The sequence below is a fragment of the Isoptericola halotolerans genome (assembly GCF_013149785.1).
Taxonomy (GTDB): Bacteria; Actinomycetota; Actinomycetes; order Actinomycetales; family Cellulomonadaceae; genus Isoptericola; species Isoptericola halotolerans.
The window spans coordinates 382,700-403,960 of the sequence record NZ_JABEZU010000002.1 but is presented as its reverse complement, the minus strand read 5'-3'; the positions used below and the strand labels follow the sequence as shown (position 1 = coordinate 403,960).

Below are 21,261 nucleotides of genomic sequence, written 5' to 3'. Positions count from 1 at the left end.
TCCCGATCGTACGGCGACCGAGGCTCAGCCCACGCCCTCGGCGAGCCCGTCGGTGAGCAGCCCGACCAGGGCTTCGAGCTGGACGTCCGTGGACGATGAGACGTCCTCGACCGCCGCCCCGTCCAGCGCGCGGGCGGCCAGCCCCGACTTGCTGTCGATCAGCCCGGCGATCTTGGAGTCGATGGTCTGCGCGGCGATGAGCCGCCAGGCGGTGACGGGCTCCGCCTGACCGATCCGGTGGATCCGGTCGATGGCCTGGGTCTGCTCGGCGTCGGTCCAGGACAGCTCCGCCAGCACGAGGTTGGAGGCGACCTGGAGGTTGAGGCCCACGCCGGCGGCCATCAGGGAGCACACGGCGATCGACACCTCGGGGTCCTCCGTGAACGCGGCGACGTTCTTCTCGCGCACCGCGGGCGTCTGGTCGCCACGGATCGAGGCGTACCGGATGCCGCGGTCCGCGAAGGTCTGCTCGGCCTGGTCCATCACGTCGACGTGCTTGGCGAAGAACACCACCTTGCCGACGTTGCGGGCCAGCTGCGCGGCGTAGTCGGCGGCCAGCCCGGCCTTGGCCTGGCCGATCCGGCGGACCATCGAGAACACGTTCTCGCCACGAGCCCTGGAGCTCGAGTCCTTGAGCTCGGCCGCCGCGACCCGGCGGGCAAGGTCCAGGTCGATGCCCTCCACGACGACGTCGTCGGGACGGGCCGCCACGGCAGACCGGTAGCGGTCGACGAGGCGCCGCTGGAGCGCGGCCTCGGCAGCCCGGACGGAGCGGCCGACGGCGCCCTCGAGCTCGAGCGGCACGTCCGCCACCCGGCGGGCGGGGATGTCCGCCGCCACGTCCACCTTGCGGCGACGCACGATGCCCCTGTCGATGACGCTGGCGCGGGTGGAGGCGTAGAACCCCCGGTCCGCCGGGGTCAGGCCGGTCTCCTCCAGAGCCGTCATCAGCTTCCCGATCGGCTTCGTGTCGTCGATCCAGCCGAGGAACTGCCAGATCGCCCGGAAGTCCTCGATGTCGTTGATCAGCGGGGTACCGGTGAGTGCCATCAGGAGCGGCCGGGCGGTGCGTTCACGGATCCGCTCGGAGAGCGCCAGGACGTGCTGCGAACGCTGCGAGGCCTTGTTCTTGATGAAGTGCGCCTCGTCGACGACCATCCCGCGGAAGCCGAGCTCGCCGAGCCAGTCGACGTGCCGGTTCAGGATGTCGTAGTTCACGATCACGACGTCGGCGAAGGCGTCGACCCGATCGCCGTCACCGTGGACGACCGTCGCCCGCCGCAGCGGCGTCCACAGGTCGACCTCGTGCGCCCAGTTCGTCTTGACCACGTTGGGCGCCACGACCAGCAGCGGGAAGGCGTCCGCCGCCTGGGCCGCGAGCAGCGCCTGGGCGGTCTTGCCGAGTCCGGGCTCGTCCGCGAGCAGGAACGTGCGATGTCCGCGCGCCGTCGCGGCCACGACCTGGGCCTGGTGCGGCATCAGCGCGCGGCCGTGGGCGACGGGTACGGATCCCGCCTCGGGCAACTCCATGCAGGATGGCGTGCCGGGGGACGCCACCTCGAACGACCGGAAGAGAGGCTCGAGCAGCTCCCACCCCGCCAGCCGGCGGGGGCGCGCGGCCGCGCGCTCGGTCGCCGCCTCGAAGTCGGGCGCGAGGAAGGGGTTGGCCAGCCGGTGCGAGATCGCCGACTGGGGCACGACCCCTTTCTGAGCGCCGGGCGGCGGGGCGGCCGGCGCCGGGGGTTCCGTCTCCTCGGGCGGCTCGAGCCCACCCGTGCGCATCACGCTCGCCTTGTACGCGTGCGCGGAGTCGGAGAGCCGGGCGTCCTCCGCGAGCAGCTCGAGCAGCGACGTGTCCCGGGCTGCGATCTTCGCCAGCAGCGTCGCCACCCCGTCGAGCCGCTTGAGCTCCTGGGCCTGCTTGGCTGCGGTCAGCGTGCCGTCGCCCTTCACCCGCGCCCGCTCCTCACGCACGAGCAGCGCCACGACCTGGAACTTCGTCCGGACCGCCGGTCGGGTGGGAGGGCGCTTCACCGCGTTGTCGACCTCGCGAGCGACGTCGGCGAGCACCGGGACGATGCCTCGCTCGGCAGGACGGGGGGCGCGGCGACGCTGAGCGCCGACGTCAGGGCGCGCGCCCCCGGACCGGCGCCTGCCAGGTCTCGCCACATGTACTCCTTCGTTCTCCTGCACCGCGGCCGCGACACAGCGCGCTACCAGGGTCCCCGTCACCAGTCGGCGTCCGCCGCCGGTCTCGTGACACGGGGTCCGCGCCAGGGCGACGGGTCGTCTCGCCTGGTCCCTCGCCGGTCCCACGCGGATGGTGAGACGCCACCGGGCCTCTGTGCGCCTGGGCAGACTCGAACTGCCGACACCCGCTTTAGGAGAGCGGTGCTCTATCCACTGAGCTACAGGCGCTCCCACCGTCCTTGCACGATGGTGACCCTGGCCGAGCACGAAGCGCGGCCCGGATCGCCCCACAGCCTAGCGCGTGGCGCGCATCATCGAGGAAACGACGAGGGCGAGCCGACAAGGCGGGCGGCTTTCGCGCGCCGGTCCCGCATGGCCACGGGCGAGCTCGGCGTGAGAGGCGTCGGGGCACTCGGCGGGCACGGCGCCCGCATCGTCGGCTGGTTGTGGACCGTCACACCCAGGCCGCCGGGTCGGCCACGACCTCCCGCAGCACCTCCCGCGCTCCCCCGGTCAGCGCGGCGTGCTGCCCCGCACGGGCGGCGCGCACGTCCACCGGCGCGAAGGGCGCCGCGAGCACCCGTGCGCCCAGCCCGGCCGTGATCTCGGCCCGCAGCCAGGGCTCCAGCTCGGTGTAGACCCCGCCGAGCACCACGGTCGACACCCCGGTGAGGTTCACGAAGTCGGCGAGCGCCGACCCCAGCGCCTGCCCGGCCCGATCGACGGCGGAGCGTGCCCGCCCGCCCGGGGTGCCGCCGTCGGGGACCGCCAGCGCCGCGACGAGGTCGTCCAGCGGCGCCTCCGTGGCGAGCCCGGCCGCACGCAGGATCGCCTCCTTGCCGGCGTACTGCTCGAGACAGCCGCTCGCGCCGCAGGAGCACCGGGGGCCGGCGGGGTCGACGACGACGTGGCCCACCTCGCCGTTCCATCCGCGCTCCGCGAGGAAGAGCGCTCGGTCGACGACGATCGCGGCACCGATCCCGACGTCGCCGGAGACGTAGAGGAACGACGGCGGGACGTCGCCGGCGAGCTCGGCGAGGGCGGCGAGCTTGGCCTCGTTGGCGACGCGTACGGGCAGGTCGCCGAGGCCGAGCAGCTCGACGGGGTGCACGGACGACCAGCCGAGGTTGGGTGCGACCTCCAGCTCGCCGGTGCGGGCGTCGACGAGGCCGGGCAGCGCGAGACGCGCCCCGGCGACCCGCAGGCCGTCGGCCTCGAGGCGGGTGACGACGTCGGCGGCGAGGAGGCCGAGACGGGCGAGCACGGCGGCGGGGTCGGAGTCGTGGAAGGTGCCGGCCTCGACGTGGTCGGCGACGACGTCGCCCGCGAGGTCCAGGGCGCGGACGCCGAGGTAGTCGACGTTGACCTCGAGCCCGAGGCCGACGACGGTGCGTCGCGCCGGGACGAGCGGCACCGCGGGGCGCCCGGCCCGCTGCGAGGAGACCGGCTCGAGCTCGGTGACGAGGCGTGCCGCGACGAGGTGGTCGACCAGGGTGGACACGGTGGCCCGGGTGAGCCCGGTGGCGGCGGCGACGTCCGCACGGGACGGTGGGACGGCGTCGGGTGACCCGGAGACCTCCGTGGCCGCGTCATAGATCGCTCGCGCCACGAGGCGGAGGTTGCGTTCACGCAGCGTGTGCTGTCGCGAGGCGCTGCCACCGGCTCCGGAGGGCGCACGAGGGGCGCGCGGCGTCGTCGTCGGTGTGGGCGTCACGCCTTGACTCTAGCCCAGCGACCGGTAATAGTTCATTCGTACAACAAAACGCCGCGGCCGTGCCCGGCGACGAGCTCTCGACGAGGAGAAGAACCGTGAGCGACATCAAGTACTCGTTCGGCCTGTGGACCGTGGGCTGGCCCGCGAACGACCCCTTCGGCACCGCGACGCGGCCCGAGCTGGACCCGGCCGAGTCGGTCCGCAAGCTCGCGGACCTCGGCGCGTGGGGCTTCACCTACCACGACAACGACGTCTTCCCCTTCGGCGCTTCCGAGGCCGACCGCCAGGCCGGGATCGACAGCGTCAAGAAGGCCGCCCAGGAGTCCGGGCTGGTCTGCGAGATGGTCACGACCAACACGTTCTCGCACCCGATCTTCAAGGACGGCGCGTTCACCTCGAACAGCCGCGACGTCCGCCGGTTCGGCCTCAAGAAGGTGCTGCGCAGCGTCGACAACGCCGCCGAGATGGGCGCCTCCACGTTCGTCATGTGGGGCGGCCGTGAGGGCACCGAGTACGACAACTCCAAGGACCTGCACAGCGCGCACGCCCGCTACGCCGAGGGCATCGACACCGTCGCCGCCTACATCAAGGCCAAGGGCTACGACCTGCGCATCGGCCTGGAGCCGAAGCCGAACGAGCCGCGCGGCGACATCTTCCTGCCCACCATCGGGCACGCCATCGCGCTGATCAACACCCTCGACAACGGCGACATCGTGGGCCTCAACCCGGAGACGGGCCACGAGCAGATGGCGGGCCTCAACTACACGCACGGCCTCGCGCTGGCGCTGTACTGCGGCAAGCTGTTCCACATCGACCTCAACGGCCAGCACGGTCCCCGCTACGACCAGGACCTCGTGTTCGGCCACGGTGACCTGCTGAGCGCCTTCTTCACCGTCGACCTGCTGGAGAACGGCTTCCCGAACGGCGGGCCGCGCTACGAGGGCCCGCGGCACTTCGACTACAAGCCGTCGCGCACCGAGTACCTCGACGGTGTCTGGGAGTCGGCCAAGGCCAACATGGCCACCTACGACATGCTCGCCGCCAAGGCCAAGGCCTACCGCGAGGACCCCGAGGTCCAGGCCGCGTTCCAGCACGCCGGGATCTTCGAGCTCGGCGAGTCGACGCTGGGCGCCGGCGAGTCGTTCGACGCGTTCCTCGCCGACGAGTCCGTGGACGGCATCGACGTCGACGCCACCGCCGAGCGCGACTACGGTCTGGTGAAGCTGCACCAGCTCGCCCTGAAGCACCTCATCGGCTGAGACGGAGGTGACGCAGAGGGTGGGGGCCGAGGCACGAGGCACCCGCCCGAAGCGGAACCGCAGGGTCAGCCGACAAGGAACGGCTGATCGGCCGATCCACCTTCGGTGTTGTGGGCGCGATTTCTGGCCCGGAATGCCCGGTACGCCGGGCTTCCGAGCCCAGAAATCGCGCCCACAACGCTTGTCGTCTGAACCTACCTAGGAGCGAAGATGCCCCTCGTGGCCGGCGTGGACACCTCCACGCAGTCCTGCAAGATCGTCGTCCGTGACGCGCAGACCGGCGCCCTGGTGCGCACGGGCTCCGCACAGCACCCCGACGGCACCGAGGTCCACCCCGACCACTGGTGGACGGCGTTCACCGAGGCGTCCCGCGCCGCCGGCGGGCTCGACGACGTCGCCGCGATCGCCGTCGGCGGCCAGCAGCACGGCCTCGTCGCCCTCGACGCCGACGGTCGCGTCGTCCGCGACGCCCTGCTGTGGAACGACACCCGGTCCGCCCCCGCCGCCGAGGACCTGATCCGCGAGCTCGGCGACGGCGACCGCGATGCCGGCGCCCAGCGCTGGGCCGACGACACCGGGTCGGTGCTGGTCGCGTCGTTGACCATCACCAAGCTGCGCTGGCTGCGCGACGCCGAGCCGGAGAACGCCGCACGGGTCGCCGCCGTCGCCCTGCCTCACGACTGGCTGAGCTGGCGCATCGCCGGCTACGGCCCCGCGGACGAGTCCCCCCTCGGGCCCGACCTCACGGCGCTCTTCACCGACCGGTCCGACGCCTCCGGCACCGGCTACTTCGACGCCGAGGCGTCCGGGCCCGAGACCGGTTCCGACGACGACGCGACACCCGAGCAGGGCGCCTACCGCCGCGACCTGCTGCGCCTCGCCCTCGGCCGCGACGACGTCGTCCTGCCCCGCGTCCTCGCACCGTCCGAGTCCGGTGGCCTCGCACACCCGTCGGTCGCCGGCCGCGACGTGGACGGCGGTGCCCTGATCGGACCGGGGACCGGCGACAACGCCGGCGCCGCGCTCGGTCTCGGCATGCGCCCGGGTGACATCGCCATCTCGCTCGGCACCTCCGGCGTCGTCTCGGCCGTCGCGCCGCGACGCACCGCCGACGGGTCCGGGGCGATCAACGGGTTCGCCGACGCCACCGGCAACGCCCTGATGCTCGCCGTCACCCTCAACGCGGCGCGCGTGCTCGACGCCGCCCGCTCCGTGCTCGACGTCGACTACGACGAGCTCTCACGACTCGCCCTGACCGCCCCTCCCGGCTCCGACGGCCTCGTGCTCGTGCCCTACCTCGAGGGCGAACGCACCCCCAACCGCCCCGACGCCACCGGCACGCTGCACGGCGTGCGGATCGCGACGTCCACGCGCGAGCACCTGGCCCGCGCCTACGTCGAGGGCATGCTGTGCGGGCTGGCCGACGGCCTCGACGCGCTGCGCGCCCAGGGGGTACCCGTCGAGCAGGTCATGCTGATCGGCGGCGCGGCGCAGTCCCCCGCCGTCCAGACCGTCGCGACGCAGGTCTTCGGCCTGCCCATCGGCATCCCGGAGCCCGGCGAGTACGTGGCCGACGGCGCAGCACGGCAGGCGGCATGGGTCCTCGCCGCCGCGAGCGCCCCGGACGCGACGGCGCCGGCGTGGTCGACCCAGGTGGCCACCACCCTGGCCGCCGACCCCCGGCCCGAGGTGCGCGAGCAGTACGCCGCCGTACGCGACCTCCTCTGACGAGGTGCACCCGCTGACCCTTCTGCAGCGCGAGGCCGAGGCGCTCGACCTCGCGCTGCACAGCGTCGAGGTGCTGCGCGGCGACGAGCTGGTGGTCAGCGCGACGAACCCGCCCTTGACCGTGGACACCCCGCGGCGCACCTACTCGGTGTCCAAGACGGTCACCGGGTTCGCCGTCGGCCTGCTGGTCGCGGAGGGTCGGCTCGGCCTGGACGACCCGGTGGTCCGGCACCTCCCCGAGCACTCCCCGGTCCACCCGTGGACCGGGGGGACCCGGGTGCGGGACCTGCTGAGCATGCAAGGACCGCACCGCGCCACGACCTACGACCGCGCCGGGCGGGGCTGGGTCGAGTCGTGGTTCCGGGTGCCGCCGACCCACCGTCCGGGAACGGTGTTCACCTACGACACCAGCGGGACGCACGTGCTCGCCGCCCTCGTCGAGCGCCTGGCCGGCACGTCGCTCACCGACTACCTGCGCCCACGGCTGCTCGACCCGCTGGGGGTCAGCGGCTCGTTCCGCTTTCTCACGGACCCCGAGGGTGTCTCGCAGGGCGGCTCCGGGCTGGTGTGCAGCCCACGCGACCTGCTGCACCTGGGGCGGCTGCTGCGCGACGGCGGCAGGACCGACGGCAACAGGCTCGTCCCCGCGAGTCTCCTCCGGGAGATGACGACGCCGCACGCCGACACCTCGCTGCAGGCGTGGGGCGCCCAGCTCGCGGGCGGCTACGGGCACCTGCTGTGGCTCCCCGTCGCCGGCGGAGGGTTGATGTTCGGGATGGGCGGACAGCTCGTGTGGACCGACCCCGCGCGCGACATCGTCGTGGTGGTCACCGGGGACACGCAGGCCTGCCCGACCGGCGACCACCGGCTCATCGACCTGCTCCTGGGCGAGCTCGGCGGCGCGTGGGGCGAACCCGCTCCCGGTGCGACGGCGGCCTCCCCGGGCGCGCTGTCGTGGCCGGCACCGAGGCACGAACCGGACCACGCTCGGCCCCTCGTCGGCGGCTGGGCGTTCCGGGCCGGGGACGCGACCGTGACGATCGACCTGGACCTGGGCACCGACGGCGGCACGCTGACCAGGCAGACGGACGCGGCGGGCGGGATCGTGACGCTGCCCCTGCGTTACGGAGAGCCGGTGAGAGCCGACCTCCTCACCTCCCGGGGCGGGGCCCTGCCGGGCGACGGCGGTCCGGGCACGGTCGTGGTGACCAGCGGCTGGACCGCGCCGGGCACGCTCGACGTGCGCTGCGCCGTCGTCGGCGAGGTGCTCGCCACGCTCGTGCTGCGCCTCGTGACGGGTCCTGACGGGAGCCTCACCGTGCAGTCGCGCGGGTACGGCGAGGCCGTGGACCCCACCTGGACGTTCGTGGCGACCGCCGACGCTTCCTGAGGCCGACCGAACCGTTTAGGTGCTGGAGGCGGTCCGCGCCCCCTCGTAGCGTGGCCCGCGACCCGACTCGACGACGATGCGGAGCCTCCATGATCCCGGGACGACGACGTACCCGACTGACCGCCCTCACCGCGACCCTCGCCCTCGTGGCAGCCGGCACGGCCGGCGTGCTCACGGCGACCAGCGCCACGGCCGCGCAGGGCTGCACGGTCGACTACCAGGTGTCCAGCGAGTGGTCCGGCGGGTTCCAGGCCGACGTCACCGTGACCAACCTCGGCGACCCGGTGCCTTCGTGGCAGCTCGGATGGACGGCAGCCCCCGGCCAGGCCGTGACCCAGGCGTGGAACGCCGACGTCGTCCAGTCCGGCACCTCGGTCTCGGCGACGGGTGTGGCCTGGAACGCGAACCTGGCCACCGGGTCGACGGCGAGCTTCGGCTTCATCGGCTCCTGGACGGGTGCGAACCCGGTGCCGACAGCGTTCACGCTGTCCGGCGTGCCCTGCACGGGTGACGTGGGACCGGAGCCGACACCCACCCCGGACCCCACCGACGAGCCGACCCCGGACCCGACGCCGGACCCGACCGACGAGCCCACGCCGGCGCCGGTCGGCGACCTCTACGTCGACCCGACCACCCAGGCGTACGGCGCCTGGGAGTCCGCGAGCGGCACCGACCGCGACCTGCTGGCGAAGATCGCGCACACACCGCAGGCCTACTGGGTCGGCAACTGGAACGACGCCGTCACGGAACGTGAGGCCGTGGCCGACTACACCGGTCGCGCGGCCGCCGACGGCAGCACCGCGATGCTCGCGGTGTACGCCATCCCCGGCCGGGACTGCGGCAGCCACTCGGGCGGCGGGGTCGAGCAGAGCGAGTACGCCCGGTGGATCGACGAGGTCGCCGCGGGGATCCAGGGCAACCCCTTCGTCGTCCTGGAGCCGGACGCCCTTGCACAGCTCGGCGACTGCGACGGCCAGGGCGACCGCGTCGGGTTCCTGCGGTACGCCGCCGAGCAGCTGACGGAGGCCGGGGGCCGGGTGTACATCGACGCCGGGCACTCGGGCTGGCTGAGCCCGTCCGTCGCGGCGGACCGGCTGAACCAGATCGGGTTCGACCACGCCGTCGGCTTCGCGCTCAACACGTCCAACTACAACCCGACGGCTGCCGAGCGGGCTTACGGCGAGCAGATCTCGGCGCTGACCGGTGGGGCCGGCTACGTCGTCGACACCTCGCGCAACGGCAACGGCTCGAACGGCGAGTGGTGCAACCCGCGCGACCGGGCCCTGGGCGAGCAGCCCCGCCTGGTCGACGACAGCACCGGGCTCGACGCCCTGCTCTGGGTCAAGCTGCCGGGCGAGTCGGACGGCACCTGCAACGGCGGCCCCTCGGCGGGCGCCTGGTGGCAGGAGATCGCCCTGGAGATGGCGGCCAACGCCTCCTGGTGACCCGCCTGCTGCGCGACGCCGGGTCAGCGGCGCACGGAGGTCCTGACGCGGAACCGGGCCGTGCCCGACGACGGCAGCCACCCGCCGTCGTCGGGCACGGCGTCGCTCAGCACCCACCGGGCCGGGTCGATCCGGGGGGCGAAGGTGTCCCCGGCGACCTCCAGGTCCACCTCGGTCACGACGAGCCGGTCCGCGAGCGCCATCGCCTCCGCGTAGACCTGCCCGCCGCCCATCACCCAGACCTCGTCGCCTCCCGGCGCCTCGCGGGCGAGGTCCAGCGCGGCAGGCACCGACGGCGCGACCACCGCGCCGTCGTCGGCCCACCCCTGCTGCCGGGTGACCACCACGTTGGTGCGCCCCGGCAGCGGCCGGAACCGGCGTGGCAGCGACTCCCAGGTGAGCCGGCCCATCACCACCGGGTGCCCGGCCGTCGTGCGGCGGAAGTGCGCGAAGTCCTCGGGGACGTGCCACGGGATCGTCCCGCCCGCACCGATCACCGGACGGCCGGCGTCGTCGCGCGCCTGGGCCCAGATCAGCCCGATCACCGGGGCGTCCTCGGCCCGCAACCCCTCAGACCCTGATCCCTCAGACCTCGGGCCCTCAGACTGCAACGGGGGCCTTGATGCCGGGGTGGTGCTGGTAGCCGAGCACCTCGATGTCCTCGTACTCGTAGGCGTCGATCGACTCGCGCGGGGCGAGGCGCAGCGTCGGGTACGGGTACGGGTCGCGTGCGAGCTGGGTCTCCACCTGCGACACGTGGTTGTCGTAGATGTGGCAGTCCCCACCGGTCCAGACGAAGTCGCCGACCTCGAGCCCGGTCTGCGCCGCGACCATGTGCGTGAGCAGCGCGTAGGAGGCGATGTTGAACGGCACCCCGAGGAACAGGTCGGCCGAGCGCTGGTAGAGCTGGCAGCTCAGGCGGCCGTCCGCCACGTAGAACTGGAAGAGCAGGTGGCACGGCGGCAGGGCCATGTTCTCGATCTCGGCCACGTTCCACGCCGAGACGAGGTGTCGCCGCGAGTCCGGGTTCGTGCGGATCTGCTCGATCACCGCCGCGACCTGGTCCACGTGCCGCCCGTCCGGCGTCGGCCACGAGCGCCACTGCACGCCGTAGACCGGTCCGAGATCACCCTCCGGGGAGGCCCACTCGTCCCAGATGGACACGCCGCGCTCCTGCAGCCACCGCACGTTCGCGTCGCCGCGCAGGAACCACAGCAGCTCGTACGCGATCGACTTCAGGTGCACCCGCTTGGTGGTGACGAGCGGGAAGCCCTGCGACAGGTCGTAGCGGATCTGCCGCCCGAAGACGCTCCGGGTGCCCGTCCCGGTGCGGTCACCCTTGGGGGTGCCGTGCTCCAGGACGTCGCGCAGGAGGTCCTCGTACGGGGTCGCGATCGCCGCGTCGGTCGTCGGAGCAGTCATGCGGACGAGTCTACGGATGCCCCGGCGGGGCCCGACGGAGGCGCTCCGCCCGCCGGTACGGTGGCGCCATGAGCCCCCGACGCCTCGCGACGAACGGCGGTCTCGCCGGCCTGGCGAGCGTGCTTATTGTGCTGCTCTACGCGGCGTACATCGGACGTCGGCTGGGCGATCCCGGAGTCCTCGGCGGCATCGCCGTGCTGCTGGCGGTCGCCGCACTGGCCGTGGGGGGCTGGGCCGGCGTCGTCGCGACGCGGGTCCGCGGCCAGGTGGCGCGGGTCGCCCGGCACCGGCCCGGCACGCCGTTGGTCGTGGGGCGGCCGACGGCGGCACTGACGGCCGAGGCCGGCAGGCTGCAGGCCGGGACGCGCGGCCTGCCGCCCGACTGCCCGGACCGCGAGCACGTCGTATACGCCCTGCTGACCGACCGCGTCGAGCTCTGGGTGCGCGGTGACGAGGCACCGCGCTGGTGGGTGACACTACCGGCGTCCGTCGAGGCCGGCAGCACCCGGGGCGGCGGGTCCACGGTCGATGTCCTGACGGTCCGGGACGCGACGGCCCGGCTCGACCTCCTCCCGACGTCGACCGACGCACGCGCGTGGCCGTCCCGCGCCCACCGGGCGTCCGCCGTCGAGCAGGTGCTGGCGCACCTGAGCCGGTGACGGTGGCCGACGGCGGCACCCCGGGAAGGTTCACGCGGACTGTGTGAAGACGGCCGACGGTCGCGACCCGATCCTGGAGGTCCGGCACTCGGGAAGGGACCCCATGGCGAAGGAAGACGACGCCCCGGTCGAGGACGCGTCGCGCAGGGCCGCCGAGCTCGAGCGCGAGAACGCCGAGCTACGGCGCCTCCTCGCGGCGCAGGCACCGCCGGACGAGCCCCGGGAGAGCGCGCGCCGCCGTCCCGGACGGTCCGCAGCGGCGGTGGCGCTGATCGTCGCGGCCACCCTGCTCGCCCCGGCGGCCGTGATCGCCGCGTGGGCGGAGCGCACGCTCACCGACACCGATCGCTACGTGTCCACCGTCGCCCCCCTCGCGGACGACCCCGTGGTGCAGAGCGCGGTGGCCGGCCGCATCACCCAGGAGCTGATGACGCGACTCGACGTCGCCACGCTCGTCCACGAGGCGGTCGGCGAGCTCCAGGGCACGCTGGACGACCGGGAGATCGCGCCGCGCGCGACCGCGGCCCTGTCGGCGCTCGAGGCCCCGCTGACGAACGGGGTCGAGTCGTTCGTCCGGGAGACGGCGGACCACCTGGTCACCAGTCCGCAGTTCGCCACGCTGTGGGCGGAGGCCAACCGGACGGCGCACCGGCAGCTCGTCGTGGTCATGCAGGGCGCCGACGGCGAGCTGCTCCAGGTGCAGGACGGCCAGCTGACGATCCAGCTCGCCGAGGTGATCGACGTCCTCAAGGAACGCCTCGCGGAGCGAGGGCTCGACGCTGCACGCAGCATCCCGAGCATCGACGCCTCGTTCACGTTGGCCAGGTCGACACAGCTCGTCGACCTGCAGAACCGCTACGGACAGCTCGTCGCACTGGGCACGTGGCTACCGTGGGTCACCCTCGGGCTGTACGCCGCAGCGGCGCTCGTCGCGGTGCGCCCGCTGCGCGCCCTGCTCGGCGCGGGTCTGGCGCTCGCGGTGGCGATGGTCCTGCTCGGTGCCGGTCTCGCGGTCTCCCGCGAGCTGTACCTGGACGCACTGACGGGCCGTGTGCTGCGCCTGGACGCCGCCGAGGCGGTGTTCGACCAGACCGTGTCGTTCCTCCGCATCACGCTGCGCACGGTCGGGGTGCTGGGCATCGTCGTCGCCGTCGCGGCCTACCTGGCAGGGGCCAGCGACTCGGCCCGCACGGTGCGTCGGACCATCGCCAGGTCGTTCGGCCGGCTGCGCACCCGTGCCGAACGGCGCGGTGTCACCACCGGGCGGCTCGGGACCTGGCTCGGCCGCCACGGCCGCGCCGCACGCGGTGCCGTGCTGGCGTGCGGTGCCCTCGTGCTCCTGCTCGCTCCCCAGCTGACGCCGCAGCTCGTGGTGGGTGCCGCGCTGGTCACCGGGGCGGTCGTCGCCGTGCTCGAGCTCCTCGCCAGACCGGCGCGCGGAGGCGACGGCGCAGTCGATCCACCGGGACGCGACGGTGCGCATGACGCCGACGCGCGGACGGCATGAACCCGGCACCCGCGCCGGAGCCGACCGGCGCCGTGGACCACGCCGAGCAGCTGCGGCGGCTGACGATCAACGATGCGCGCCTCGACGACGGACGCGGCGTCGATCCGGTGGTGCTCACACCGCACGACCTCGCCCTCGTCAGGATCGCCGCACTCGTGGCAGGCGCTGGTCACGAGCCCAGCTACGGGGCAGAGATCGACGCTGCGCTCGCGGCGGGCGTGACCGCCGAGGAGATCGTGGACGTCCTGAGCGCCGTCGTGCCGATCGTCGGGCTGCCGACCATCGTGGCCGCGGCGCCAGGCGTCGCGCTCGCTCTCGGCCTCGAGCCGATCGAGGGCTGGGACGACGACGCGCCGCGAGCCGGCGGGAGGATCGACCGGCGCGACGGGACGAGCCCTCCCGGGTGAGAAAGTGCGTTGCTGTTGAGGAGACCGGGAGTCGCTCCTAGGCTGCGAGACGTGCCCGACGGGAGCCGCCAGACGGTCACCGCACGACCCGACCTGAGCTCCGCGTTGCTCGCGGCGAAGGTCGTGCCGCCCGCACCGCGCCGCGCCGCGGTGTCCCGGCGTGCGCTCGTCGAGAGCGCCCGCGACTCCGGGGCCCGCATCGTCGGCGTCACCGCACCGCCGGGGTACGGCAAGTCGACGATGCTCGCGGAGTGGGCCGGCCTCGAGGACCGCGTGGTGGCATGGGCGGCTGTCGACAGGCTGGACGACGACCCCGCGGGCCTGCTCACCCTCCTCGCCCTCGCGTGCGAGCGCGTCTCACCCGACGTCGCGGCCGTGGCTGCCGAGATGCGCGGGACCGGGCCGATGATGCTCGGGCGCTCCGCCTCCTTGCTGGCCTCGGCGCTGGCGCGGGCACGCACGCCCTTCGTGCTCTTTGTCGACGACCTGCACGAGGCGGACTCGCTGGGCTGCCAGGACGCGCTGGAGATCGTGCTCCGCGGCGTCCCGGAAGGTTCGCAGGTCGTCGTCGCCGGCCGGCACACGCTGGGGCATCTCGCACGACGGCGCGTCGAGGGCGACCTTCTCGAGATCGGCCCGGCCGACCTGCGGGTGGACGACGAGGGTGCGCGGGCGATCTACCGGGCCGCGGGCGTCGAGGCCGACCACGGCATCGAGACGGTGGTGCGGCGGTGCGAGGGCTGGCCGACGGGCGACTTCCTCTGCGCGCTGCTCGTGCGTGCCGGGGAGGAGGCGTCGGCGCTGGCGGGGGACGACAGGTTCGTCGCCGACTACCTGTACCGGGAGTGCATGGTCAGGTTGTCCCCGCAGACGCAGCGGTTCCTGAGGCGCACCGCCGTCCTGGACCAGCTCTCGGCAGAGGCGTGCGACGCGGTCCTCGACACGGCGGACTCGGCGGCACGGCTGCGTGAGCTTGAGGACGCCAACCTGTTCCTGGTACCGCTCGACCACCGGCGCGGCTGGTTCCGCTACCACTCCCTGTTCCGCGAGTACCTGCTCTCAGAGCTGGACCGCACGGAGCACGGCGTCGTCGCCACGCTGCACCGACGGGCGGCCGCCTGGTTCACGGCCCACCGGCTCGAGGCCCGGGCCGTGGAGCACCTGCTGGCAGCCGGCGACGTCGAGGATGCTGCCCTGCTCGTGGCCGAGCTGGCGCTGCCCACCTACCAGGAGGGTCAGGTGGCCGTCGTCTCGCGCTGGCTCGAGGAGCTGGGCGAGCGCACCGTCGAGGCGTTCCCCCAGCTCACCGTCGTGGCCGCGTGGAAGGCCCTCCTCCTGGGGGAGTCGCCCGCCGCGGAGCGCTGGGCCGCGATGCTCGAACGCTTCGACGCGACCGGCCTGCCGGCGGACGAGAGCACGGCGCTCGAGTCGGCACGCTGCCAGATCCGGGCGGCCATGTGTGTGGACGGCCCGGAGGAGGCGCTCGCCTGCGCGCGCTTCGCCGTCGAGCACGAGCCCGCCTGGAGCCCGTGGCGTGACCAGGCGCTCCACCTGCTCGGGTCGGTCCACCTCCTGAGCGGAGACGTCGACGCGGCGCGGGAGGCGTTCCTCGCGGCCGCGGACCAGGGCGCGACCGCCGGAAACCCTGACTCGATCATCCTGAGCGAGGGGGAGCTCGCCGTCCTCGCCATCGACGAGGGGAGCTGGGCGGACGCCGACGAGCACGCACGGGCCGCGGTGCGCACGATCGACGAGCACCACATGGAGGGCTACTCCACGACGGCTCTCGCCCAGGCGGCGAGCGGCCGGGTCGCGCTGCACCGTGGCGAGGTCACGGTCGCCGAGAGACTGCTGGCACGAGCGATGCGTGCTCGCGTCCAGTGCACCCACGTCCTGCCGTTCCTGGCGATGCGCGTACGGCTCCAGCTCGGCTACGCGTACATGACGCTCGGAGACCGGACGACCGCCATGCACCTCGCGGCCGAGGCTGCCGAGCTCCTGCGCCGTCGTCCTCGGGTCGGCCTGCTGGCGCAGGAGGTCACCGGGTTCCGGACACGTCTCGAACGCCTCGCCGCATCACCCGGCGCACCACCGCTCACCCCGGCCGAGCACCGGCTGCTCCCCTATCTCCAGACGCACCTGACGATGGCCGAGATCGGCAGCCGGCTGTTCGTCTCGCGCAACACGGTGAGCACCCAGGTCGGGTCGATCTACCGCAAGCTCGGCGTGACGACCCGTGGCGCCGCCGTGGAGCGGGCGACCGACATCGGACTGCTCGGAGGCTGAGCACTCGGCGGCACCACTCGCCGCGTTCGTGCGATCTGCGTGATGCTCCCCCCGAGCCCACCGACCTACGGTGACGGTGCTGGTACGTGGGCACCCGCCCGGGGACCACGCCGCCACGCCGTCCTGGACGTGGAGCAGACAGGAGAGCGCTGATGAGTGACGATCCTCGCCGCACGGTCGTCGGCAGCCCGCTGCCGGTCGAACGGTCGCTGCCCTTCCCTGCGCGCCGGTCGGGCAGCGTCGCAGGCCGGACGCTCGGCGAGTCGACGTACTCGCCGCTCCCGCCCGAGCGCCGGCTCCCTCCCGGAGCGCCCAACATCCTCGTGATCCTCATCGACGACGCGGGGCCCGCGCTCCCGACGACGCTGGGTGGCGCCGTGCGGACACCGACGCTCGACCGCGTCAGGGCGAACGGCGTCGGCTACAACCGCTTCCACACGACGGCGATGTGCTCGCCCACGCGCGCATCGCTCCTGACCGGACGCAACCAGCACCGGGTCGGCAACGGGCAGATCGCCGAGCTGGCGAACGACTGGGACGGGTACTCCGGTCGCATCCCTGCGAGCAGCGCCACCGTCGCCGAGGTGCTGCGCCAGTACGGGTACTCGACGGGCGCCTGGGGCAAGTGGCACAACACGCCGGCCGAGGAGACGACGGCGGCCGGCCCGTTCGACCGATGGCCCACCGGGTACGGCTTCGAGTACTTCTACGGCTTCCTCGCCGGAGAAGCCTCCCAGTACGAGCCGAACATGGTGCGCAACACCACCACGGTCCTCCCGCCGAAGACTCCGGAGGAGGGGTACCACCTCAGCGAGGACATCGCGGACGACGCGACGAGATGGCTCCGGGACCACACGGCGAACGCACCCGACAAGCCGTTCTTCATGTACTGGGCCACCGGCGCGCTGCACGGCCCGCACCACATCATGAAGGAGTGGGCCGACAGGTACGCCGGTGCGTTCGACGACGGGTGGGACGCCTACCGGGAACGCTCGTTCAGGGGCGCCAAGGCTGCCGGCTGGGTTCCCGAGGACGCCGAGCTCACACCACGACCGGAGCAGCTCGACGCGTGGGACGACATCCCGGAGCATCAGAAGCCGTTCCAGCGGCGGCTCATGGAGGTGGCCGCAGGGTTCGGCGAGCACGCCGACGTGCAGGCAGGCCGCGTCATCGACGAGATCGAGCGCCTGGGTCACCTCGAGAACACGCTGGTGTTCTACATCTGGGGTGACAACGGATCCTCGGGTGAGGGGCAGAACGGCACCATCAGCGAGCTCCTCGCCCAGAACGGGATCCCGACGACGGTCGACCAGCACATCGAGGCCCTCGACGACCTCGGCGGGCTGGACGCGCTCGGGACCCCCGCGACCGACAACATGTACCACGCGGGCTGGGCCTGGGCGGGTTCGTCCCCGTACCAGGGCATGAAGCTGATGGCCTCCCATCTCGGGGGCACCCGCAACCCGCTGTTCGTCAGCTGGCCGGCGCGTCTCGAGCCGGACCCGCAGCCCCGCACACAGTTCAGCCACGTCAACGACGTGGTCCCCACCATCTACGAGATCCTCGGCATCACCGCCCCGGAGACGGTCGGCGGCGTCCCGCAGGACCCGATCGACGGGACGAGCCTCGCCTACTCGTTCGACGACGCCCAGGCCGAGGAGCGGCACCGCACGCAGTACTTCGAGGTCATGGCGAGCCGCTCGATCTACGCCGACGGGTGGATGGCCAGCGCGACCGGCCCGCGCCTGCCGTGGGTGCCCGGCCTGCCGCCGGGCATCAAGACCTGGACGCCGGACCAGGACCGGTGGGAACTCTACCACCTGGACTCCGACTGGAGCCAGGCCCGAGACCTCACCGACGAGTACCCCGAGAGGCTGGCCGAGCTCAAGGAGACCTTCGCGATCGAGGCCGCTCGCAACGACGTCCTGCCGGTCGGCGCTGGGCTCTGGGTGCCCGTGATGCACCCGGAGTACCGCATCACGCCGCCCTACTCGCAGTGGACCCTGTCCGGGGACACCGTCCGGATCCCCGAGTTCTGCGCCCCGGCCCTGGGCAACCGGCCGAACGTCGTGACCATGGACGTCACCGTCGGCGACGGGGCGGACGGGGTGCTGTACAAGCTGGGCGGTGCGGGTGGCGGGCTCACGTGCTTCCTGCTGGACGGCGTCCTCGTGTACGAGTACAACCTCTTCCTCGTGCAGCGGACGGTCGTCCGTTCGGACGGCCCCGTGCCCGCCGGGAGCCACGAGGTCGAGATCGAGACGCGGTTCGCCGGCGATCCCCGTCCCGCCGGACCCCTGCAGGTGTCGCTGCGCGTCGACGGTGCCGAGGTCGGATCAGGCACCGTCCCGGTCAGTGCACCCCTGCTCTTCTCCGCGAACGACTGCCTCGACATCGGGCGCGCCTACGGAGGTGCGGTCTCGCGGACCTACGCGGACCGCCTGCCCTTCGCGCTGGAAGGACGCATCGGCACCGTGCACGTGGAGTACCTTCGCCCCGCATCGGCACCGTGACCTCGGCTGCTTCCGCGCCCGACGGGACGATGACGTTCGTCCCTGGTGGGACGTTCATGATGGGCAGCGACGACTTCTACCCTGACGAGCGGCCCGTCCACCGCCGGGTCGTCGAGCCGTTCCTGCTCGACCGTCACGTGGTCACGAACGAGGACTTCGCACGCTTCGTCGCGGACACCGGTCACGTGACGGTCGCCGAGCGGCCGCTCGAGGAGTCCGACTACCCGGACGCCGCTCCCTGGCAGCGGGCACCGGGCGCTCTGGTGTTCACGGCGACCCAGGGGCCCGTCGACCTGCGGGACTGGAGCCGGTGGTGGCGCTGGCAGCCCGGTGCGCAGTGGCGCCACCCCGAAGGGCCGGGCTCGTCCGTCGAGGCACGGATGGACCACCCCGTCGTCCAGGTGTCCTTCGAGGACGCGGCCGCCTACGCGCGCTGGGCGGGCAAGCGGCTGCCCACGGAGGCCGAGCACGAGTACGCCGCCCGCGGCGGTGGCGACGACCGTGCCCCGTTCGCCTGGGGAGACGAGCAGCACCCGGGCGGCGTCGTCCAGGCGAACACGTGGCTCGGGCGGTTCCCCTACGACAACCAAGGGCCGTTCGGTGCCTCGACCGCCCCCGTGGGTTCCTACCCGGGCAACGGGTTCGGCCTGTCCGACATGATCGGCAACGTCTGGGAGTGGACGAGCGACTACTACACACAGCGTCATCACCCGCCCGGCACGGCCCCGGTCGACGCCGGGGCGCGCCCCACCCTGCTGGCGGGCGTCGGTGCCGAACCGGGTTCGCGCATCCCACGGCGGGTCCTCAAGGGCGGGTCGTACCTGTGCTCCCCGGACTACTGCCTCCGCTTCCGTCCGTCGGCCCGCTCACCGCAGGCGGAGGACACCGCCACGACGCACATCGGGTTCCGCTGCGCGCGCGACCGTTGACGGCCGCCGCCCGGACTTCACCCATTCTGCGTGAGGACGCCGTGGCCAGGTGGAGCGAACCTTGACTGGGGCCCGCGACCGGCGCGGGCGTGCATCGGGAGGACGGTCACGATGACGCAAGACCTCAGCGACCCGCTCGACGGCGGGCTCGGCGACCTGGAGGAGTCCGGTCCCATCGACTTCCTGATCATCGAGCTGCCCACGGACCGCGCCACCGGCGACGCCGCCTTCCCCCACCTGCTGGACCTGGTGGACCGGGGCATCGTCCGGGTCCTCGATCTCGTGGTCGTCCGACGGCAACCCGACGACACCGTCACCGCGGTCGGCCTCGAGGAGCTCGACGACGGTTCGACGGGCCTGGAGGTGTTCGCCGGGGCCCGGTCCGGGCTACTCGACGACGAAGACCTGGCCGAGGCCGCGCAGACGGTCGAACCCGGCCGGACCGCCGTGATCCTCGTCTACGAGAACACCTGGGCCGCGCCCTTCGCCCTGGCGCTGCGGCGCAACGGTGCGCAGCTGGTCGCGAACGGACGCATCCCCGTCCAGGCCCTGCTCGCGTCCCTGGACGCCTCGGACGCCTGAAACCTGCTCGCTCGGAGAAACGGAGAATCTCGTGCCCGGACTGCTCCGCGGTGTCGCTCGCACCGCCGTCGTCGCCGGGACGGCGACCGCCGTCTCGAACCGCGTCTCGCGCCGCCAGGCAGGGCGCTGGGCCGCGCAGGAGAGCGCGCGACCACCCGCCCCGGCGTACGCCGCCCCGGACCCCTGGTCCGCGCCGGCACCTCCTGCCCCGCCCCCCGTCCCGCCGTCGCCGGCCCCTGGCCCGACCAGCATGGACGCTCGGATCGAACAGCTCGGACGACTGGCCGCGCTCCGTGACCAGGGAGTCCTCAGCCCTGCCGAGTTCGACGCGCAGAAGGCGCGCATCCTCGCCGACTGAGCCGCCTCGGCACCGACCGCTAGGACGGCTCCGCGGAGTCGGCAGACCGGGCGTGCTTCGGTGGGTGCGGCGGGTCGAGGGGCTCCTGCGGGGTGGCCCCCGGCTCGTCCGCGCGCAGGTGAGCACCGTGCTGCACCGCTGTGGGCTGCCCGGTCGCCTCGGCACCGGCGACGTCGGGGCCGGTCACCCAGCCCCGCTCGGGGTGCACGTCGGTCCCGTCGGCGGACGACGCGTCGTCGGGCGAGACGCCGGGCAGCTCGTCCGGCAGGATCTTCCCCGACCCGAAGTCGGACCTGTCCCGAGTACTCATCCTCCGATCCAAGCACCGTCCGCCCCCACCCGCCCGGTGTGACGGGTGCCGTCGCGCCCAGCGGCACCGGGGTGGGAAGATCGGGAGCATGACCGACCAGACCAACGACACCGACACCCCCGCCGCCGTCACCCCCAGCCCGACCGACCCGCTGTGGGTCGAGCGCACCGGGACCCGCACCTACCGCGGTCACACCGCCCGGGGCGCCAGCGTCGAGATCGGCCCGGCCGACCAGGGGGCAGTCTTCACCCCGGGCGAGCTGCTGAAGATCGCCCTGGCCGCGTGCGCCGGAATGGCCAGCGACACCAAGTTCTCCCGGGTGCTCGGTGACGACTACCGCGTCACGGTCCGGGTCGAGGACCCCAAGGACATGGCGGACGACCGCTACCCGGTCCTCACCGAGAAGTTCGAGATCGACCTGTCGAGCCTGGACGACAAGACCCGTGAGAAGACGCTGCTGCTCGCCCAGCGCTCGATCGACCGGGCTTGCACCGTCGGCCGGACGCTCAAGGCCGGCGCCGAGGTCCCGCCCGCACAGTTCTCCCCGCACGCGGACTCCTGA

Annotated in this window: 18 protein-coding genes and 1 tRNA gene; 13 read left to right on the top strand and 6 right to left on the bottom strand. The window is 73.2% G+C overall.

Features of this window, described 5'->3' with window-relative positions:
• Positions 1-24: 24 nt before the first annotated feature.
• The 3 genes from HDG69_RS09640 to HDG69_RS09630 all read right to left on the bottom strand — a co-directional run bounded on the left by HDG69_RS09640 (position 25) and on the right by HDG69_RS09630 (position 3,904).
• Positions 25-2,169 (bottom strand): SNF2-related protein, encoded by a 2,145-nt coding sequence (locus HDG69_RS09640; RefSeq protein ID WP_171783571.1) that lies wholly within the window; start codon positions 2,167-2,169, stop codon positions 25-27.
• Positions 2,170-2,345: 176 nt separating this feature from the next.
• Positions 2,346-2,418: transfer RNA gene (locus HDG69_RS09635), tRNA-Arg, on the bottom strand.
• 226 nt (positions 2,419-2,644) lie between these two features.
• Positions 2,645-3,904, bottom strand: coding sequence for an ROK family protein (locus tag HDG69_RS09630; RefSeq protein ID WP_171783570.1), 1,260 nt, complete (start codon positions 3,902-3,904; stop codon positions 2,645-2,647).
• 95 nt (positions 3,905-3,999) lie between these two features.
• Between HDG69_RS09630 and xylA the strand changes: the two genes are divergently transcribed.
• The 4 genes from xylA (at position 4,000) to HDG69_RS09610 (ending at position 9,726) form a co-directional block, all read left to right on the top strand.
• Complete coding sequence (gene xylA, locus HDG69_RS09625; RefSeq protein ID WP_171783569.1) at positions 4,000-5,163, top strand: xylose isomerase; 1,164 nt, start codon at positions 4,000-4,002, stop codon at positions 5,161-5,163.
• Positions 5,164-5,373: 210 nt separating this feature from the next.
• Positions 5,374-6,891, top strand: coding sequence for a xylulokinase (locus HDG69_RS09620; RefSeq protein ID WP_171783568.1), 1,518 nt, complete (start codon positions 5,374-5,376; stop codon positions 6,889-6,891).
• Between the two features lie 4 nt (positions 6,892-6,895).
• Complete coding sequence (locus HDG69_RS09615) at positions 6,896-8,281, top strand: serine hydrolase (RefSeq protein ID WP_171783567.1); 1,386 nt, start codon at positions 6,896-6,898, stop codon at positions 8,279-8,281.
• Positions 8,282-8,370: 89 nt separating this feature from the next.
• A complete protein-coding gene (locus HDG69_RS09610) occupies positions 8,371-9,726 on the top strand; it encodes a glycoside hydrolase family 6 protein (RefSeq protein ID WP_171783566.1) in 1,356 nt (451 codons plus the stop codon).
• 23 nt (positions 9,727-9,749) lie between these two features.
• On the opposite strand, the gene HDG69_RS09605 is transcribed toward HDG69_RS09610, so the two are convergent.
• Positions 9,750-10,271, bottom strand: coding sequence for a dihydrofolate reductase (locus HDG69_RS09605; RefSeq protein WP_171783565.1), 522 nt, complete (start codon positions 10,269-10,271; stop codon positions 9,750-9,752).
• Positions 10,272-10,326: 55 nt separating this feature from the next.
• The gene (locus HDG69_RS09600) at positions 10,327-11,148 is read right to left on the bottom strand and encodes a thymidylate synthase (protein WP_171783564.1); all 822 of its coding nucleotides are present in this window, start codon (positions 11,146-11,148) and stop codon (positions 10,327-10,329) included.
• A gap of 68 nt (positions 11,149-11,216) precedes the next feature.
• Between HDG69_RS09600 and HDG69_RS09595 the strand changes: the two genes are divergently transcribed.
• The 8 genes from HDG69_RS09595 (at position 11,217) to HDG69_RS09560 (ending at position 20,389) form a co-directional block, all read left to right on the top strand.
• Positions 11,217-11,807 (top strand): hypothetical protein, encoded by a 591-nt coding sequence (locus tag HDG69_RS09595; RefSeq protein ID WP_171783563.1) that lies wholly within the window; start codon positions 11,217-11,219, stop codon positions 11,805-11,807.
• Positions 11,808-11,910: 103 nt separating this feature from the next.
• Positions 11,911-13,314: a hypothetical protein gene (locus HDG69_RS09590; RefSeq protein WP_171783562.1), complete on the top strand. Its 1,404-nt coding sequence runs from the start codon at positions 11,911-11,913 to the stop codon at positions 13,312-13,314.
• Positions 13,311-13,721 carry a carboxymuconolactone decarboxylase family protein gene (locus tag HDG69_RS09585; protein WP_216645441.1) on the top strand — a complete coding sequence of 137 codons (411 nt, stop codon included), beginning with the start codon at positions 13,311-13,313 and terminating at the stop codon, positions 13,719-13,721. The genes HDG69_RS09590 and HDG69_RS09585 overlap by 4 nt, the downstream gene beginning before the upstream one ends.
• 51 nt (positions 13,722-13,772) lie before the next feature.
• On the top strand, positions 13,773-16,007 hold the full coding sequence (locus HDG69_RS09580; RefSeq protein WP_171783561.1) for a LuxR family transcriptional regulator: 2,235 nt from the start codon (positions 13,773-13,775) through the stop codon (positions 16,005-16,007).
• A gap of 152 nt (positions 16,008-16,159) precedes the next feature.
• On the top strand, positions 16,160-18,520 hold the full coding sequence (locus HDG69_RS09575; RefSeq protein ID WP_171783560.1) for an arylsulfatase: 2,361 nt from the start codon (positions 16,160-16,162) through the stop codon (positions 18,518-18,520).
• A 29-nt stretch (positions 18,521-18,549) separates the two neighbouring features.
• A complete protein-coding gene (locus HDG69_RS09570; protein WP_171784010.1) occupies positions 18,550-19,449 on the top strand; it encodes a formylglycine-generating enzyme family protein in 900 nt (299 codons plus the stop codon).
• A gap of 111 nt (positions 19,450-19,560) precedes the next feature.
• On the top strand, positions 19,561-20,031 hold the full coding sequence (locus HDG69_RS09565) for a DUF6325 family protein (protein WP_171783559.1): 471 nt from the start codon (positions 19,561-19,563) through the stop codon (positions 20,029-20,031).
• Between the two features lie 31 nt (positions 20,032-20,062).
• The gene (locus HDG69_RS09560) at positions 20,063-20,389 is read left to right on the top strand and encodes an SHOCT domain-containing protein (RefSeq protein ID WP_171783558.1); all 327 of its coding nucleotides are present in this window, start codon (positions 20,063-20,065) and stop codon (positions 20,387-20,389) included.
• Positions 20,390-20,408: 19 nt separating this feature from the next.
• Here HDG69_RS09560 and HDG69_RS09555 read toward each other — a convergent pair whose 3' ends face one another.
• Positions 20,409-20,699 carry a hypothetical protein gene (locus tag HDG69_RS09555; protein WP_171783557.1) on the bottom strand — a complete coding sequence of 97 codons (291 nt, stop codon included), beginning with the start codon at positions 20,697-20,699 and terminating at the stop codon, positions 20,409-20,411.
• Between the two features lie 88 nt (positions 20,700-20,787).
• Between HDG69_RS09555 and HDG69_RS09550 the strand changes: the two genes are divergently transcribed.
• The gene (locus HDG69_RS09550) at positions 20,788-21,261 is read left to right on the top strand and encodes an OsmC family protein (RefSeq protein ID WP_171783556.1); all 474 of its coding nucleotides are present in this window, start codon (positions 20,788-20,790) and stop codon (positions 21,259-21,261) included.

Excerpts from the sequence above, each read along its gene's own strand:
- HDG69_RS09585 (WP_216645441.1), top strand. The coding sequence starts at position 13,311 with ATGAACCCGGCACCCGCGCCGGAGCCGACCGGCGCCGTGGACCACGCC.
- HDG69_RS09555 (WP_171783557.1), bottom strand. The coding sequence starts at position 20,699 with ATGAGTACTCGGGACAGGTCCGACTTCGGGTCGGGGAAGATCCTGCCG.
- HDG69_RS09620 (WP_171783568.1), top strand. The coding sequence starts at position 5,374 with ATGCCCCTCGTGGCCGGCGTGGACACCTCCACGCAGTCCTGCAAGATC.
- HDG69_RS09565 (WP_171783559.1), top strand. The coding sequence starts at position 19,561 with ATGACGCAAGACCTCAGCGACCCGCTCGACGGCGGGCTCGGCGACCTG.
- HDG69_RS09575 (WP_171783560.1), top strand. The coding sequence starts at position 16,160 with ATGAGTGACGATCCTCGCCGCACGGTCGTCGGCAGCCCGCTGCCGGTC.
- HDG69_RS09550 (WP_171783556.1), top strand. The coding sequence starts at position 20,788 with ATGACCGACCAGACCAACGACACCGACACCCCCGCCGCCGTCACCCCC.
- HDG69_RS09595 (WP_171783563.1), top strand. The coding sequence starts at position 11,217 with ATGAGCCCCCGACGCCTCGCGACGAACGGCGGTCTCGCCGGCCTGGCG.
- HDG69_RS09570 (WP_171784010.1), top strand. The coding sequence starts at position 18,550 with ATGACGTTCGTCCCTGGTGGGACGTTCATGATGGGCAGCGACGACTTC.
- HDG69_RS09610 (WP_171783566.1), top strand. The coding sequence starts at position 8,371 with ATGATCCCGGGACGACGACGTACCCGACTGACCGCCCTCACCGCGACC.
- HDG69_RS09590 (WP_171783562.1), top strand. The coding sequence starts at position 11,911 with ATGGCGAAGGAAGACGACGCCCCGGTCGAGGACGCGTCGCGCAGGGCC.
- HDG69_RS09600 (WP_171783564.1), bottom strand. The coding sequence starts at position 11,148 with ATGACTGCTCCGACGACCGACGCGGCGATCGCGACCCCGTACGAGGAC.